At 31.6% G+C, this 15,235-nt stretch carries 17 protein-coding genes and 2 tRNA genes; 10 read left to right on the forward strand and 9 right to left on the reverse strand.

Annotated elements, in window-relative coordinates; genetic code table 11:
* Positions 1 to 18 precede the first annotated feature (18 nt).
* Positions 19 to 471, reverse strand: a complete 453-nt coding sequence (locus DVK85_RS09970) for a helix-turn-helix domain-containing protein (RefSeq protein WP_114678302.1) — start codon at positions 469 to 471, stop codon at positions 19 to 21.
* Positions 472 to 739: 268 nt separating this feature from the next.
* Here DVK85_RS09970 and DVK85_RS09975 point away from each other — a divergent pair, with 268 nt between their 5' ends.
* The 4 genes from DVK85_RS09975 to DVK85_RS09990 all read left to right on the forward strand — a co-directional run bounded on the left by DVK85_RS09975 (position 740) and on the right by DVK85_RS09990 (position 5,640).
* Positions 740 to 1,906, forward strand: a complete 1,167-nt coding sequence (locus DVK85_RS09975) for a M14 family metallopeptidase (protein WP_317048211.1) — start codon at positions 740 to 742, stop codon at positions 1,904 to 1,906.
* A 70-nt stretch (positions 1,907 to 1,976) separates the two neighbouring features.
* On the forward strand, positions 1,977 to 2,456 hold the full coding sequence (locus DVK85_RS09980) for an Lrp/AsnC family transcriptional regulator (RefSeq protein WP_114678304.1): 480 nt from the start codon (positions 1,977 to 1,979) through the stop codon (positions 2,454 to 2,456).
* Between the two features lie 78 nt (positions 2,457 to 2,534).
* On the forward strand, positions 2,535 to 5,117 hold the full coding sequence (locus DVK85_RS09985; protein ID WP_114678305.1) for a phosphoenolpyruvate carboxylase: 2,583 nt from the start codon (positions 2,535 to 2,537) through the stop codon (positions 5,115 to 5,117).
* The gene (locus DVK85_RS09990) at positions 5,095 to 5,640 is read left to right on the forward strand and encodes a DinB family protein (protein ID WP_317048212.1); all 546 of its coding nucleotides are present in this window, start codon (positions 5,095 to 5,097) and stop codon (positions 5,638 to 5,640) included. Before DVK85_RS09985 ends, DVK85_RS09990 begins: the two co-directional genes overlap by 23 nt.
* Positions 5,641 to 5,698: 58 nt before the next feature.
* Here DVK85_RS09990 and DVK85_RS09995 read toward each other — a convergent pair whose 3' ends face one another.
* From DVK85_RS09995 to aroB, 4 genes are all read right to left on the reverse strand, one after another.
* Positions 5,699 to 6,046: a DNA primase gene (locus DVK85_RS09995; RefSeq protein ID WP_114678306.1), complete on the reverse strand. Its 348-nt coding sequence runs from the start codon at positions 6,044 to 6,046 to the stop codon at positions 5,699 to 5,701.
* Positions 6,047 to 6,053: 7 nt separating this feature from the next.
* The gene (locus DVK85_RS10000; RefSeq protein ID WP_114679035.1) at positions 6,054 to 7,025 is read right to left on the reverse strand and encodes a deoxyhypusine synthase family protein; all 972 of its coding nucleotides are present in this window, start codon (positions 7,023 to 7,025) and stop codon (positions 6,054 to 6,056) included.
* 23 nt (positions 7,026 to 7,048) lie between these two features.
* Positions 7,049 to 8,452 carry an arginine decarboxylase gene (locus DVK85_RS10005; RefSeq protein ID WP_114678307.1) on the reverse strand — a complete coding sequence of 468 codons (1,404 nt, stop codon included), beginning with the start codon at positions 8,450 to 8,452 and terminating at the stop codon, positions 7,049 to 7,051.
* Between the two features lie 293 nt (positions 8,453 to 8,745).
* Positions 8,746 to 9,813 carry a 3-dehydroquinate synthase gene (gene aroB, locus DVK85_RS10010; protein ID WP_114678308.1) on the reverse strand — a complete coding sequence of 356 codons (1,068 nt, stop codon included), beginning with the start codon at positions 9,811 to 9,813 and terminating at the stop codon, positions 8,746 to 8,748.
* 91 nt (positions 9,814 to 9,904) lie between these two features.
* On the opposite strand from aroB, the gene DVK85_RS10015 reads away from it, so the two are divergent.
* The 4 genes from DVK85_RS10015 to DVK85_RS10030 all read left to right on the forward strand — a co-directional run bounded on the left by DVK85_RS10015 (position 9,905) and on the right by DVK85_RS10030 (position 12,536).
* On the forward strand, positions 9,905 to 11,071 hold the full coding sequence (locus DVK85_RS10015; RefSeq protein WP_114678309.1) for a proline dehydrogenase family protein: 1,167 nt from the start codon (positions 9,905 to 9,907) through the stop codon (positions 11,069 to 11,071).
* 44 nt (positions 11,072 to 11,115) lie between these two features.
* On the forward strand, positions 11,116 to 11,490 hold the full coding sequence (locus tag DVK85_RS10020; RefSeq protein ID WP_114678310.1) for a DUF4258 domain-containing protein: 375 nt from the start codon (positions 11,116 to 11,118) through the stop codon (positions 11,488 to 11,490).
* A gap of 95 nt (positions 11,491 to 11,585) precedes the next feature.
* Positions 11,586 to 11,660, forward strand: a tRNA-Val gene (locus DVK85_RS10025).
* Between the two features lie 195 nt (positions 11,661 to 11,855).
* Positions 11,856 to 12,536, forward strand: a complete 681-nt coding sequence (locus DVK85_RS10030) for a hypothetical protein (RefSeq protein WP_127960580.1) — start codon at positions 11,856 to 11,858, stop codon at positions 12,534 to 12,536.
* Between the two features lie 13 nt (positions 12,537 to 12,549).
* On the opposite strand, the gene DVK85_RS13505 is transcribed toward DVK85_RS10030, so the two are convergent.
* On the reverse strand, positions 12,550 to 12,834 hold the full coding sequence (locus DVK85_RS13505; protein ID WP_127960581.1) for a hypothetical protein: 285 nt from the start codon (positions 12,832 to 12,834) through the stop codon (positions 12,550 to 12,552).
* A gap of 425 nt (positions 12,835 to 13,259) precedes the next feature.
* Here DVK85_RS13505 and DVK85_RS10045 point away from each other — a divergent pair, with 425 nt between their 5' ends.
* The gene (locus tag DVK85_RS10045; RefSeq protein ID WP_127960582.1) at positions 13,260 to 13,754 is read left to right on the forward strand and encodes a hypothetical protein; all 495 of its coding nucleotides are present in this window, start codon (positions 13,260 to 13,262) and stop codon (positions 13,752 to 13,754) included.
* Here the strand turns inward: DVK85_RS10045 and DVK85_RS13725 are convergent.
* The 3 genes from DVK85_RS13725 to DVK85_RS10060 form a co-directional block, all read right to left on the reverse strand.
* Positions 13,713 to 13,967, reverse strand: a complete 255-nt coding sequence (locus DVK85_RS13725) for a phage integrase SAM-like domain-containing protein (protein WP_114678315.1) — start codon at positions 13,965 to 13,967, stop codon at positions 13,713 to 13,715. The two genes, DVK85_RS10045 and DVK85_RS13725, sit on opposite strands and share 42 nt — an antisense overlap.
* A gap of 24 nt (positions 13,968 to 13,991) precedes the next feature.
* Positions 13,992 to 14,336, reverse strand: coding sequence for an Arm DNA-binding domain-containing protein (locus DVK85_RS10055; protein WP_114678316.1), 345 nt, complete (start codon positions 14,334 to 14,336; stop codon positions 13,992 to 13,994).
* 105 nt (positions 14,337 to 14,441) lie between these two features.
* A tRNA-Arg gene (locus DVK85_RS10060) sits at positions 14,442 to 14,515 on the reverse strand.
* Positions 14,516 to 14,631: 116 nt separating this feature from the next.
* Here DVK85_RS10060 and DVK85_RS10065 point away from each other — a divergent pair.
* Positions 14,632 to 15,144, forward strand: coding sequence for an adenine phosphoribosyltransferase (locus DVK85_RS10065; RefSeq protein WP_114678317.1), 513 nt, complete (start codon positions 14,632 to 14,634; stop codon positions 15,142 to 15,144).
* Positions 15,145 to 15,235 lie beyond the last annotated feature (91 nt).

Below are 15,235 nucleotides of genomic sequence, written 5' to 3' on the forward strand. Positions count from 1 at the left end.
AAAATATTTTCAGGGTTTTTATTGCGGTCTATAATTTTTAAAAGTACCGTTATTGTAAAAAACTACTATTCGTTCTATTGCATTACTATCGTCTGTTAAAGATTTTTCATTTTTTTCAAACTTCTCATTAGCCTTCATTTTTTCACTTTCGTTATTAGATGAAAAAAGATCATTTAAAACAGTATCCTTCTCAATAGTAAATGATGGAGCAGGGGGAGTGCTAGCAGATATTTTTTCTATTTCCTGTTTAGGAAAACTACCTGTACCATTTAGAAGCCAATATAAATCTACCTCAGGAAAACTATCTACTAATTTTAAAACAAAGTCTAAGCTTGGTTTATTTCTACCAGATAATAAATGCGATAGCCCAGAACGTTGTACACCTAATTTATCAGCAAATACTGATGCCGACATAGTATAATAATCGAGTATAGTTTCTAGTCGCTTTATAAAATCGTCTGTGTTTACCATTGTAAATATATAATTACATTACAAATGTAAACAATAATATGTTAGATAGCAAATAAACAATAATAATCAACCTATAAACATAAACTACAACATTAACTAAAAAGCATTAAATCATTGATTATTATAGTTTTATATGTAATATAACTAGATTAATTGATTAGTTTAATCATGCAGTAATAATAGGTTTACAATTGTAATTTAAAAGCTTATCTTTATTGTTTACAATTGTAAAACATATGTTGTTTACTTTTGTAAACTAATTAATAGTATGATGAATTTAGAATTATTACACTTAGAACACAAAGAGAAATCACTTGAAAAAAGATATATAACCAACGCTCATATAGAGCCTATATTAGATAAATTAAAATCTTCATTTGAGATAAATGTTGTGGGTAAATCTGTTTTAGGTAAACCTATATATAGTATAATTGCTGGTAAAGGGAAAACAAAAATATTACTGTGGTCACAAATGCATGGCAACGAATCGACAACCACCAAGGCGCTATTCGATATGCTCAACTGGTTACAGAGTGATACTAAAGAAGCTAAAGCAATAAGAGATCATTTTACTTTATGCATATTACCTATACTTAATCCTGATGGTGCCAAGTTATATACTCGCGAGAATGCAAATAAAATAGATCTTAATCGTGATGCAGTTGCTCAATCTCAACCTGAAAGCAAAGTGTTACGAGAGGTATTTAATACTTTTAAACCTGATTTCTGCTATAATATGCACGATCAGCGCACTATATTTGGTTTAGAAACAGATGGAAGACCAAAACCTGCTACAGTTTCTTTTCTTGCGCCTGCTTATAATGAAGAAAGAGCTATAAATAACCATAGACAAAAAGCTATAAATCTTATTGTAGCCATGAATGATACCTTACAGAATTATATACCAGAACAGGTAGGGCGTTTTGATGATTCATTTAATATAAACTGTGTAGGAGATTATTTTCAAGCAGCAGGTGTGCCTACAGTTTTATTTGAGGCAGGACATTATCAGCAAGACTATGAAAGAGAGGTTACAAGGAAATTTATATTTTTTGCATTATTATCGGGATTTCATTCAATTAACGAAAACGTTATAGTAGTTAGCAAAAACGATGAATATTTCAATATTCCTCAAAATAAGAATGTATTTTATGATATCATATACAAAAATGTCAACATAAATTATGAAAATAAAGAAAAAATAGCGATTTTTGCATCTCAATACAAAGAAGTTCTATTTGAGAATTATGTAATGTTTCAGGCTTTTATCAAAGAAATAAATAATCTAGATATTGCCGTCGGACACGCAGAATATGATTGTAAAGGAGATAGGTATGTAGGAAAAAACGGTGAAAATTTTCCTGATTTTGACACAGAAGCTAACTTTTTTATCGGATCTGACAGGAAATTTATAAATGGAGTAGAAGTAGAATAGTGCTTTTTTAATATTGTATAATAAAAATTAGTATTGAACTGAATATAATTACACAAATAAAAACACATTTATGAGTAAGTTTCGTTTAGATGAAGTTGATCACCAGATATTAGATATGCTGATTGACAACACTAGAGTTCCGTTTACTGATATAGCAAAAAGATTGCTAATATCTGCGGGTACTGTGCATGTTAGGGTTAAAAAAATGGAAGATGCCGGTATTATCATGGGGTCATCATTAACGCTTGACTATGAAAAATTAGGATATTCTTTTATTGCTTATGTAGGTGTATTTCTTCATAACACATCACAAACTAAATTTGTGTTAGAGCGTATAAATGAAATACCATTTGTTACCGTAGCCCATGTTACTACAGGAAAGTTTAATGTTTTTTGTAAAATAAGAGCGCGAGACACTAAACATGCAAAAGAAGTTATCTTTATGGTAGATGATATTGATGGTGTTTACAGAACAGAAACAATGATATCTCTTGAAGAAAGCATTAACGATAAAAAACGTTTAATGCATACTATATTTAAAGATATGTAATCGTTTTTATCAAAAATTTAATACCCTCATGCTAATAACATGAGGGTTTTTTTATTAATTTAATCAAAAATATAAATTATGTATCCCGCAACCCGAATAGAACGCTTTAATGAGAATGTACAGCTTAAATATCAGTTGTTTAACAGTATATTCATGACACTACCTTTTGATGCCATAGGTAATACAGGAGTATTATTGCCTTTATTTTCGGAAATATGCGACGATGGGTACGAAAACAATAAAAGTCCTCAACAAATATTTGATGATTTTTCAGAAAAATACTTACAGGGTTATCCTGAATCCCAAAAAATAGACTTAATGTTTCGTTTTATACAGTATGTAGAACGACAAGTAGTACTTTTTGATGCTATAGAGGATGCGGCTTTTGATACACTCAATAATTTAGAGGGGAGAGGGTCATTAAGAGAGAGCAGAGAAAAAGCCGAAAGCCAAGGGCTTACTGAAGAACTAAAAACATTTTTACAGGAATATCAAGTAAGAACGGTACTTACCGCACACCCCACACAGTTTTACCCTGGGGCTGTATTGGGTATAATTACCGATCTTACTGCAGCTATACGCGATAATAACTTATCTCAGATAAAAACATTATTGGCACAACTGGGTAAAACCCCTTTTATAAAGCAAGAAAAACCAACACCTTATGACGAAGCCGTTAGCTTAGTATGGTATCTAGAAAATGTTTTTTACCCAACAGCAGGCGATATGTTATCGTACATACAAGACACTATATATAAGGGAGACCCCATAAATCATGGTGCATTATCATTTGGGTTTTGGCCTGGAGGAGATAGAGATGGTAACCCTTTTGTAACTACTGATATTACACTAAAAGTAGCCGACCGACTAAGAACATCAATATTAAAATGTTATTATACAGATGTTAAAAAACTAAAGCGTAAACTTACTTTTACAGGAGTAGAACCTTTAGTAACTGATATTGAACAAAGATTGTATCGCTCTGTATTTTATTCTGATGGAGATATTTATATATCATTACAAGAGTTCCAGTCAGGACTGGCAGCAATACGAAAAATTATAATCGACCATCATCAGTCTTTATATTTAGATGAAATAGATACACTTATAAACAAAACACTTGTTTTTGGTTATTACTTCGCTTCGCTAGATATACGACAGAACAGTCATATACACGATACTGTTTTTAATGATATTATAACAAAACTTATAAGTAGAGGAGATGCTACTTTAAAAGATTACGCAACTTTTAACGAAGAAGAAAAATTACAAGCACTCGAAAAAATAAAGAATAATAGTATAGAAGCCTCATGGTTTGAAAATAATAATACTCGCTTTACATTAGAGTCTATTACCGCAATGAAAACCATACAAGAAAAAAATGGCGAAAATGGTTGTAATAGATATATAATAAGTAATAACGAAAGTGCACATAATGTACTAGAAGTACTAGCGATGTTTGAGCTATTAGGCTGGCAAAATCCTACAGCTGATATTGTACCGCTTTTTGAAACGGTTGATGATCTTAAAGATGCACACAAAGTGATGCAGTCGCTATATGAAAATAAAAAATATGCCACACACCTAAAAGCACGTGGTAACAAGCAAACCATAATGCTTGGTTTTAGTGATGGTACAAAAGATGGTGGCTACCTTATGGCAAACTGGAGTATATATAAAGCTAAAGAGAGCTTAACCCTTATGGCACGCGAGTATGGCATTAAAGTAATATTTTTTGATGGTAGGGGCGGACCTCCAGCACGTGGCGGGGGTAAAACACATAAGTTTTATGCATCACAAGGACAAACTATAGAAAATAACGAAATACAAATAACTATACAGGGGCAAACTATTAGTTCTAATTTTGGTACGCTCGATTCGTGCCGTTATAACTTAGAAAACTTATTGAGTGCGGGTATTACTAATGGAGTATTTAATAAAGATAAAAAACAGCTTACACAGCCACAAAGAGATGTATTTGATGAATTGGCAAAATTGAGCTATGAGAAATATGCTGCTTTTAAAGCACACCCTAAGTTTTTGCCTTATTTAGAGCACATGAGTACGCTAAATTATTATGCTAAAACAAATATAGGTAGCCGTCCTTCAAAACGAAGTAAATCGGCAGAATTGGATTTTAACGACTTGCGTGCCATACCTTTTGTAGGCTCATGGAGCCAGCTCAAACAAAATGTACCAGGTTTTTATGGACTTGGTCATGCTTTAAAACACTTTGAAGAAAATGATGAATGGGATAAAGTAGCTGATTTGTATGAAGACTCACTATTTTTTAGAACTTTAGTAGAAAATAGTATGATGTCCTTAACTAAATCATTTTTTCCGCTTACCGCCTATATGCGCGACGATAAAGAGTTTGGCGAATTCTGGCAAATTATTTATGAGGAATTTAAAGAAACAAATCGTTTATTGCTAAAAATTTCAGGCTATAAAAAACTTATGGAAAACTACCCTGATGGTAGAGCCTCAGTAAAAATAAGAGAGCAAATAGTACGACCATTACTTACTATTCAGCAATATGCCTTAAATAAAATTAGAGAAATGAAAAATGGTAATGAACCCGATACATTACTAGAAGTATATGAAAAAATAGTAACACGTTCCCTTTTCGGGAATATTAATGCCAGCAGAAATTCTGCTTAAATTTATGAGAGTAAGCCAATTGCAAATAGACGAGTATGCACCTTATTATAATGCCTATTTACCAAATGTAGATGATACCTGGACACTTGTTGAAGGACTTGAAGTAAGTGTGCATGAATTTATAAAATTTGTACAAGATATACCCATGGGCAAGCACGATTATCGATATGCCGAGGGTAAATGGACTATAAAAGAAATAATACAACACCTGATAGATGTCGAAAGAGTATTTAGCTATCGTGCCATGCGCTTTTCACGTGGTGATAGTACTGAATTAGTAGGGTTTGATGAAAATAGTTATGTCGATAATGCTCATGCTAATGACAGAAGCCTACAATCATTGCTTACCGAGATGTCGGCATTACGCCATGCCACACTATTACTTTTCAAATCATTTACTCAAGATGATTTAGTAAAAAGAGGAGTAGCATCAGGACATATTGTAACGGTACGAGCGTTAGGCTTTTTAATTATAGCGCATCAAAAACATCATACCAAGATTTTTCAGGAACGTTATTTATAAACAAAAAAGAACCTCAGTTATTGAGGTTCTTTTTTTATGTATTTTTTAGATAATAAAATTAATCTTCTTCTTCATCTTCGTCCTCGGTATCAAGAATATCATTATTATCTATATCATCGTCGTCGTCATCACTTTCTATTTCTAAGCCTTTTATAGCATCTATATTAGGTTCTTCGACAATCTCATCATCATCTTCAAAATTTTCTATTCTGTCGGCAAGTTTAGTGCTTACTTTTACCAAGTATATGGTATCTTCAGTACGCACTTCTACAGCTTCAATAGTTTCATTTTTAGCATTTTTAAAGCGAATGATGTCAGAATCATCATATCCTTCTGGGAATTTTTCAACCAATAAGGTTAAAATTTCGTTAGTCAATTTAGCGTAATCAACAATAACTCTTTTCATAGTAATATTATAAATCTAGGAGGTAAGCAAATATAAGTGGGGCAACTATTGTTGCATCAGATTCAATTATAAATTTAGGGGTATTTATATCTAGTTTACCCCATGTTATTTTTTCATTAGGTACTGCACCAGAGTATGACCCGTAACTGGTTGTAGAGTCGGATATTTGACAAAAATAACTCCAAAAAGGAATATCGGTCATTTCCATATCCTGATATAGCATAGGTACTACACATATTGGGAAATCTCCTGCAATACCACCACCTATTTGAAAGAAACCTACACCGTTACTACTGTTTTTTGCATACCAGTCAGCAAGAAAAGCCATATACTCAATACCACTTTTTACGGTAGAAGCTTTTAGTTCTCCTTTTATAACATAGGATGCAAATATATTCCCCATAGTGCTGTCTTCCCATCCTGGTACAATTATCGGTAGGTTTTTCTCAGCAGCAGCATACATCCAGCTATCTTTAAGGTCTATTTCATAATACTCTTCTAGTACGCCCGAAAGCAACATTTTGTACATAAACTCGTGCGGAAAATAACGTTCGCCTTTCTCTTCAGCTTCTTTCCATATTTTATGAATATGCTTTTGCAAACGACGAAAAGCCTCATGCTCAGGAATACAAGTATCTGTAACACGATTAAGCCCTCGCTCTAGTAAATCCCATTCTTCCTGCGGAGTTAAATCTCTATAGTTAGGTACTCTCTCATAGTGAGAATGAGCCACAAGATTCATTATATCTTCTTCCAAGTTAGCTCCTGTACAAGAAATAATCTGTACTTTGTCTTTACGAATCATTTCAGCAAAACTTTTACCAAGTTCTGCAGTACTCATAGCACCTGCAAGTGTTACCATCATTTTGGCACCGTTTTCAAGCTGCTTTTCATAACCTTTTGCGGCGTCCACTAGCGCTGCAGCGTTAAAGTGCAGGTAGTGTTTTTCTATAAACTGGCTAATTGGTCCTTTGCTCATTTTGTTATTGTTTATGTTCAAGTTTATTGTTGTTTGTAGTAGCCCAATATTTTTAATACATCTTCGGCTTTTTGCTGTTCAGAGAATACTTCTGTAGCCAGTATACCATTTTTATCTCTATCTATAAGGATGTGTTTAGGTTGTGGTATAAGACAGTGATGCAATCCGCCATACCCCCCTATAGTTTCCTGATATGCCCCTGTATTAAAGAAACCAATATACAAAGGTTTATCTTTTTTATACTCTGGTAAGTATATGGCATTCAAGTTTTGTTCAGAGTTATAATAATCATCACTATCACAGGTCAGTCCACCTAATAATATTCTCTCGTATGGGTCATTCCAGCGATTTATGGCTAGCATTATAAAACGCTTGTTAATGGCCCAAGTATCAGGAAGCGTGGTAATGAAAGAAGAGTCTATCATATTCCATTTTTCTCTGTCATTTTGTTGCTTTTGGTATAGTACTTTATATATAGCACCTCCGCTTTCGCCAACGGTAAATGATCCGAACTCAGTAAAAATATTTGGCACATCTACTTCTGCCTCTTCACAAGCAATTTTTATTTGGTTTATGATTTCGTCAATCATATACTGATAGTCATATTCAAAAGCAAGTGAGTTTTTTATAGGAAAACCACCACCAATATTAAGACTATCTAGCGTAGGACATTCTTTTTTAAGACTTATATATACTTTTAAACATTTTAACAACTCATTCCAGTAATAAGCAGTATCTCTTATACCCGTATTTATAAAGAAGTGTAGCATTTTTAACTCTACATCTTTGTTTTCGTGTATTTGTTTTCTATAAAAAGGAAGAATATTGCGATAACCAATACCTAATCGAGAGGTATAAAACTCAAATTTAGGCTCTTCTTCGGCAGCGATACGAATACCTATTTTAAATTTACCTTCAATTTCTTCTTGTAATAAGTTTAACTCTTCATAATTATCAATAACAGGTATAGTTCTGCTGTGACCATTATTAATAAGTCTTGCTATGTTAGTAACATATTCGTCTCTTTTAAAACCATTACAAACAACATAGGTGTTCTTATTTATCTTACCGTTTTTTAATAAGTTTTCTACGATATTAATATCATAGGCAGAAGAGGTTTCAATATGAATATTGTTTTTAAAAGCTTCATTCATAATGTATTCGAAATGAGAGCTTTTTGTACAATAGCAGTAATAATACTCCCCCTTGTAATCATTTTTTTCCATTGCCGACCTAAACCACTCTTTTGCTTTATTAATATTGTTCGAGATTTGAGGTAGGTAGGTAAATTTTAGCGGAGTACCATATTGCTCTACTAGTTTCATTAAATCGATATTATGAAACTGTAAGTTATCTTTATTAAGGGTAAATTCTTCTTGTGGAAAATAAAAAGTCTGGTTTATTAAATCGTAATATTTTGTATTCATTTATTGTAAAGTTTGATAGATTATAAAGTTACTACTATTATGGTATATAATCTTTATACTCAAACCCTTAAATTAGCATACATTATTTGTAACTCTTCATGCTGATTTTCAAAACATAGAAGCATACCTATAGCAATAGTAATATACAGCAATAATATAGGTTGTTTAGCCTTTGCTAAAGCCTTGTATTTGCTGATAATGCAATGACAGAATAAGGTATTATTTATTTTTTTCATCGCGACAAATGTAAAAAAATATACTTCTTATTTAAAAACAATTTTATTAAAAAAAAATTAGTTTAAATAATCTTTAAAAGCATTGTGTATCAATGCGTTTGATATGTTTTTATTTATAACAGCACTACCTATGCTTTCTAATAATACAAACTGAATGTTCCCAAATTCATTTTTTTTGTCGTGTATAAGCATTTTGAGTATACCTTCTATATCTTTAGGAGTAAAGATTACTTTTTCATAAATCCCAATCAAAACTTTTTTAATACTATTATATTCAGTTTCGCTAAGCATACCTTTTTCCATAGATATATACGACTCTAGTATCATACCTATTGCTATAGCCTCGCCATGCAGTAAGGTTTTTTTATCATCATTTTCAAGGCAGTACGATTCTATTGCATGTCCAAGAGTATGCCCAAAATTTAATTTTTTTCGGATATTTTTCTCTGTAGGATCTTTAAGTACAATTTCATTTTTTATATAAATAGATTGTTTAACTGCACCATCTAAATCATCATTAATTAAGTTAGTTATAGCTACAACAGTATTCCAATATTCAGCATCTAAAATTAATCCGTGCTTTAACATTTCTGCAAAGCCAGAGCGTATCTCTTCGGACGGTAGTGTACCCAAGTAAGTAGTATCAACTAATACTGTTTTTGGGTTACTAATAAGACCTACTTGATTTTTTAACGCTCCAATATCAACCCCTGTTTTACCACCTACGGCTGCATCTACCATGGCTAATAGAGAGGTAGGTATATTAATAAAATCAATACCTCTTTTAAAAGTAGATGCTACAAACCCACCAAGATCTGTAACTACACCTCCGCCTAAATTAATAATTAAGCCCTTACGGTCGCACTCTAGCTCAGCCAGTGTATGCCATACCTGTATGCAAGTATCTATATTTTTATTAATCTCTCCTGGCTCTAGCTCTATAACCTCAATAACCACATCTGTTTCAAGTTGCTGAAGAAACAAGGGTAAACAGTGTGTCGCTGTATTAGAATCTACTATAATAAATAATTTAGAATACATTTCAGGCTTCACATTTTCATATAGCCAAACGTAACAATCATTATTAAAATAAACAGTATATCCTGATGCTTGTATAGGTTCCATTTTTAATGGTTTTAAATATTTAGCAAAATAAAGTATTTTATATTATTAATTCTTTAACAGTATCTATATTTGCACAAATTTTTTTAAGGCGATGGAAAAAATATTCAATAATACAGAAACTGCTTTTTCTATAAAAAGTAATACAGAGCTTAAAAGAGGATACTTCCTTTTTAAAATGATAGCCTCTCCAACATTTGTTAGTATTGGCACAGCACTTACTAATTTTGCATTAAAAGTACGCTTACCTATACAGTGGCTTATTAGAGCTACTGTATTCGATCATTTTTGTGGAGGTACTACAGAGGATGATTGCATACCAGTAATAGATAAAATGTATACCCAAAAAGTCTCATCTGTATTAGACTATTCGGTAGAAGGCAAAGAAGATGAATCGGAATTTGATAAAACCTTCGAGAAAATACTAAAAACCATTGTTTTTGCAAAAGAAAGAGAAGCAATACCTTTCGCTGTATTTAAGCCTACAGGTTTTGGGCGTTTTGCATTGTATGAAAAAATAGGAGAAGGAAAAGCCCTTACTACTAAAGAGACAGAAGAGTGGAATAGGGTATTGGTGCGTTTTGAAAAAGTATGTACTGCTGCTTATGATAATGATGTATCATTACTTATTGATGCAGAAGAAAGCTGGATGCAAGATGCTGCCGATGATCTTGTTACTAATTTAATGCGCAAATATAATAAGGATAAAATTATTGTATTTAATACTTTGCAAATGTATCGTTGGGATAGGATGGATTACTTAAAAAAGCTACATGAACAAGCAAAACAAGAAGGGTTCTACATTGGTATGAAAATAGTGAGAGGAGCCTATATGGAAAAAGAAAACAAACGTGCCGAAGAAAAAGGTTATGTTTCACCTATATGTACTTCTAAACAGGCTACAGATATAAATTATGACAATGCTATAGCGTATATGGTAGAGCATATAAATCAAATGGCTATTTTTGCAGGAACTCATAATGAAGAAAGTTCATACAAGTTAATGCAATTGATGCTAAGTAAGGGTATCAATAAAAATGATGAAAGAATTTGGTTTGGTCAATTATATGGTATGAGCGACAATATTAGTTTCAATCTTGCTGATAATAACTATAATGTAGCAAAGTATCTTCCTTTTGGGCCTGTAAGAGATGTAATGCCATACCTTATACGTAGGGCAGAGGAGAACACTTCTGTTGCAGGACAAACCAGCAGGGAATTAAACTTGATAAGCGTAGAAAGAAAAAGAAGAAGAATATAATTATATTAATAAGGTACTGCTTGTACCGTTGTAAATAAAAAACAATGAAGTTTAAATATCGTTTAGCATACTATCTTTTTGGGGCTGTAATAGGGGTTATGTTTCTTATATTTTTTTTAGATAATAAAAAAGCCGAATTTTGTTACTTGCCTAACTGTCGTGTGTTAAAAAATATAAGGAGTAAAGGGATGACAATTTCTCCAGAAGCACAAAAAAAATTGAACGAAAGATGGGTTACTATAGATGATGTTAAAGCTTGTACAGAAAATGGAGACGTTATTTTTTCGAAAAGTAAAGACAAATATAAAGGGGGTACTATATATATAATAGAAGGTAAAAGTACTAAAAATGAGCTTATTGAAGTAGAGGTGGTGAATTATGATAATAAAGTATTGCTAAAAGACATCAATAAAATATAAATTTTTCACATTTTTTACTTGCAAATATCAATGGTTAGCGTATATTTGCACTCGCAATAACAAACAAGATCATTCTTGAATGTTTAGCGTTATAAGGGCAATTAGCTCAGTTGGTTCAGAGCATCTCGTTTACACCGAGAGGGTCGGGGGTTCGAATCCCTCATTGCCCACAAAAAAATTAAAGCTTCAGTGAAAACTGAAGCTTTTTTTATTTTAGGAATATACTATATCCTATAAAAATAGGTAAATCAACTTCTTTTTAGTGAAGAATGGAGTTATTCCCTTTTCAAAACAATTTTATAAAAATATTTGGGTTATAACTAAGCTAACTTTAAAATATAATAATATAATTGAAATAATCTTTTATGATGAGAATTGTAAGTAAATTAGTTATTATTCTATTTCTTGCATTGACATCTTGTGGCAATAAAGAAACAAAACAACAAAAATATCCAATATATGATAATTGGTATTCCTCTTTTTCTGAATTTGAATCCGACTCTATTTATTATAAAATAGATGTAAAAGGTAATTATAATGAAGAACTTTTTTTGATGACAAAAAAAATCATAGTTAAGGATTCTTTATTTGGTGCTTATACCTATGAAAACTGGCAAAAATCTTGGAATTACAGTAAAAAAGTTGATAGTGAGCCACTATTTATTTATACAATAGCTATGTATGATGGTAAATCTTTTAATGATTTTTCTAAGCTAGTTTTTAATCCTTCTTGGATAAAATATCCTGTGTTGAAAAAAGGGGAATTCACAAATTTAGATACTGTTTCAAAAAGCGATATGCAACACGAAACCCCAGTATATCTTAAAATAATGGCAGCTTCGAATGATAATCTCAATTGTACTTCTATAAACCTTATTTACAATAATAATAAATGGAAAATGTTCTCACGAGAAGTATTAGATTATAGTAATTATGGTCGTAGCCTAAATGGATATTGTATGGATACTATTTTAGGCGAGTACTCTAAAATCGACACCATACGTTTTGATAGAGTTTTTGATGATCATTATTTTGATTGTAAGTAATTATAGCATCTTGTCATTTAACTGGTAATTCAAAAGAAATTACAGAAATTTTTATAGATACTTTTTTAAAAGTTTGTTCTTCTCCAGAAAAGCCTCTTTCTGCATCAGGAATCGGTCCAACTCCAACTCCAGCTGGTAAGCCGTTTAAAAAATATGTTTTAGCACAAAAAGCAGAAGAAACGAAAGAAAAAGCCAAAAAGAAGGCAGAAGAATATCTCAAAGAAATTGAAAATTGGTTTAATAATAATTGGTAATTTATTAGATAATGAAAAAAACACGAATTAAATGGTGGGTACATATTTTACTAATCTTTATATTTATATTAGTATCTTTATATTACTATTATAAGGTCTTTTTTTCAGGTATTCCATCTGAGTCTTATGATTTGATGACACATAGGTTTATCACTGTAATTGTGGCATTAATTATAATACACTTTTTATGGTTACTGTTTGTTTTAATAAGACTACTATATAATCGGCAATTTATTAATGCTGTACTTGTTCTTATGTTTGTAATTCTGAATGCCATTTTAATCAAAGTGGTAGGCTTTTTATGGGCTTTAACGATGGGGATGTAATTATTTACTATTTGGTAGATAATTAAACAGAACAAAATATATATGCAAATATATGTTATCCAGACATTTAAGCTACTTGTAGTATTTGTAAAATATCTTACATAAAATTTCTACAAGTAGTTTCAATTGAAACTTGTAAAAAAATGAAAAAAATAAAAATCATAATTGCTTTGATTTTGATTGCATTCATTTCTATTTGGTTATTTGTTTCAAATAACAGAATTGGGAAAGAAGAAAAACGAATCTATTGCGAGGCAGGCATATTATATATTCAATCCATGAAACTAGATGGTTACAACCCATCTGATGTTAACAGAGCAAAAGTCTATGCTTTAGAAAGAAAAACAGGAAAAATTGTCGATTCAACTACTATTTTATTAGATGGTTACAATGAATCTAAAAATCAACATCTAACTTATAATTTGTATTCGTTAGAAAAACCCTTATCAACAGCTACAGATTGGAAATTCTTTTTAAATGATAGTTCTGAAATTTTAGTATCAGATATTAAAACTAGAATAAATGAATATAGAAATATGTTTGGAACAACTGATATTTGTGATATTGTAGAGTGGAGAGTAAATGGGAAACTATACTCAATAGAAACAGAGGGGTGTTTCATAACAAATGAAAATTAATTTAATTTGGGATTTCTGCTCTTTATTCTTCAGTTTGTTTTTAAAATAGCCTGTAAGGTCTTGCAATGCATCTTCGGTAATCTCATAAAAATACCATGTCTTACGGTAGGCTTTGAGTTTATTTAGCATAGTAACTTGTTGGCGATAAGTACCAGGCTTTAATAATTCTTTTTGACGTTGCATTTCAGTTTCCCAAAACGTAATAAAATCTATTTTAGAATTTGGATTTTTATACTCTTATATAAGTTTATCCATAGTGAGTACCTGATTGCTTAAACGATAGCTAACTTCTATCTTATTGATGTCGGCGAGCATTTTCTCAAGTACCAAATTATAGTCCTTATAATTTTTACACGTTCGTTTTACGCGTTGCTTATCCTTATCAAAGTCTTTTTCGTGTACAGAGATATTACAAGGCAAGCATTTACGCTGCTTATTAATGAATAATTGCAGGTAAAGTGCATATGTATTATCGACCCGTTGATGGTCGGTTCTGAGTACTATTTTGGCTGTTAACTTCCCAGTAAATTTCATAGGGGCGTGGATAGGGACGTGATTGTCCAAGATTACTATATTCTGCATATTTCTAGTTTTGTTTGGAATAGCCACAAAAGACTAAAGGCGAGTACTTTATACCAATTTAGGTATAAAGTACTCGCCTTTGTTGCGGTTATAATTCAATATTTGTGACCTCGACTGGATTCAAACCAGTAACCTTCTGAGCCGTAATCAGATGCGCTATTCAGTTGCGCCACGAGGCCTTTTTTGTTAGTAAACAGCTCGTTTTTATTAGCCGTATACATAACTTGTTTGCGGGTGCAAATATAGACAATAATGCTTAACTTGCAAATGTAAATGATATAAAAAACAGAAAAAAATGGAATTAAATAAGTATATACGTGACATTCAGGATTTTCCGAAACAAGGAATTATTTTTAAAGATATAACTCCGTTACTATCTAATCCCGAAGCTGTAAATAAATGCATGGAGTTATTTATAGATAATCTTAAAAACAAAAAAATAGATAAAGTAGTAGGGGTAGAGAGTAGAGGGTTCTTTTTTGGTATGCTTTTAGCAAATCGTCTTAATGCAGGGTTTATTCCTGTACGTAAACCTAATAAGTTGCCTTATGAAACGATTTCTTCTTCTTACGCCTTAGAATATGGTACAGATACCTTAGAAATGCATATAGATGCTATACAGCAAGGGGAGCGCATATTAATACATGATGACGTATTGGCAACAGGTGGTACAGCAAAAGCAGTATGTGAGTTGGTAGAAAAACTAGGTGGCGAAATTGTACAATGTAATTTCCTTATGGAGCTTTCTTTTCTTAACGGACGCCAGAAAATAAATCAATATGATATATATTCACCACTGGTTTATTAATAAAATAGTATTCTAAAACACAAAAAGACGGTATATACCGTCTTTTTTATAATAAATATCAATTTATTACAGTTGGGTGTATAACTAACTC

Source organism: Flavobacterium arcticum (genome assembly GCF_003344925.1).
Lineage (GTDB): Bacteria > Bacteroidota > Bacteroidia > Flavobacteriales > Flavobacteriaceae > Flavobacterium > Flavobacterium arcticum.

What these genes read in the sequence shown, in the direction of transcription:
- DVK85_RS09970 (WP_114678302.1), bottom strand. Translation starts at nt 471, where the DNA reads ATGGTAAACACAGACGATTTTATAAAGCGACTAGAAACTATACTCGAT.
- DVK85_RS09975 (WP_317048211.1), top strand. Translation starts at nt 740, where the DNA reads ATGATGAATTTAGAATTATTACACTTAGAACACAAAGAGAAATCACTT.
- DVK85_RS09980 (WP_114678304.1), top strand. Translation starts at nt 1,977, where the DNA reads ATGAGTAAGTTTCGTTTAGATGAAGTTGATCACCAGATATTAGATATG.
- DVK85_RS09985 (WP_114678305.1), top strand. Translation starts at nt 2,535, where the DNA reads ATGTATCCCGCAACCCGAATAGAACGCTTTAATGAGAATGTACAGCTT.
- DVK85_RS09990 (WP_317048212.1), top strand. Translation starts at nt 5,095, where the DNA reads ATGCCAGCAGAAATTCTGCTTAAATTTATGAGAGTAAGCCAATTGCAA.
- DVK85_RS09995 (WP_114678306.1), bottom strand. Translation starts at nt 6,046, where the DNA reads ATGAAAAGAGTTATTGTTGATTACGCTAAATTGACTAACGAAATTTTA.
- DVK85_RS10000 (WP_114679035.1), bottom strand. Translation starts at nt 7,025, where the DNA reads ATGAGCAAAGGACCAATTAGCCAGTTTATAGAAAAACACTACCTGCAC.
- DVK85_RS10005 (WP_114678307.1), bottom strand. Translation starts at nt 8,452, where the DNA reads ATGAATACAAAATATTACGATTTAATAAACCAGACTTTTTATTTTCCA.
- aroB (WP_114678308.1), bottom strand. Translation starts at nt 9,813, where the DNA reads ATGGAACCTATACAAGCATCAGGATATACTGTTTATTTTAATAATGAT.
- DVK85_RS10015 (WP_114678309.1), top strand. Translation starts at nt 9,905, where the DNA reads ATGGAAAAAATATTCAATAATACAGAAACTGCTTTTTCTATAAAAAGT.
- DVK85_RS10020 (WP_114678310.1), top strand. Translation starts at nt 11,116, where the DNA reads ATGAAGTTTAAATATCGTTTAGCATACTATCTTTTTGGGGCTGTAATA.
- DVK85_RS10030 (WP_127960580.1), top strand. Translation starts at nt 11,856, where the DNA reads ATGATGAGAATTGTAAGTAAATTAGTTATTATTCTATTTCTTGCATTG.
- DVK85_RS13505 (WP_127960581.1), bottom strand. Translation starts at nt 12,834, where the DNA reads ATGTACCCACCATTTAATTCGTGTTTTTTTCATTATCTAATAAATTAC.
- DVK85_RS10045 (WP_127960582.1), top strand. Translation starts at nt 13,260, where the DNA reads ATGAAAAAAATAAAAATCATAATTGCTTTGATTTTGATTGCATTCATT.
- DVK85_RS10055 (WP_114678316.1), bottom strand. Translation starts at nt 14,336, where the DNA reads ATGCAGAATATAGTAATCTTGGACAATCACGTCCCTATCCACGCCCCT.
- DVK85_RS10065 (WP_114678317.1), top strand. Translation starts at nt 14,632, where the DNA reads ATGGAATTAAATAAGTATATACGTGACATTCAGGATTTTCCGAAACAA.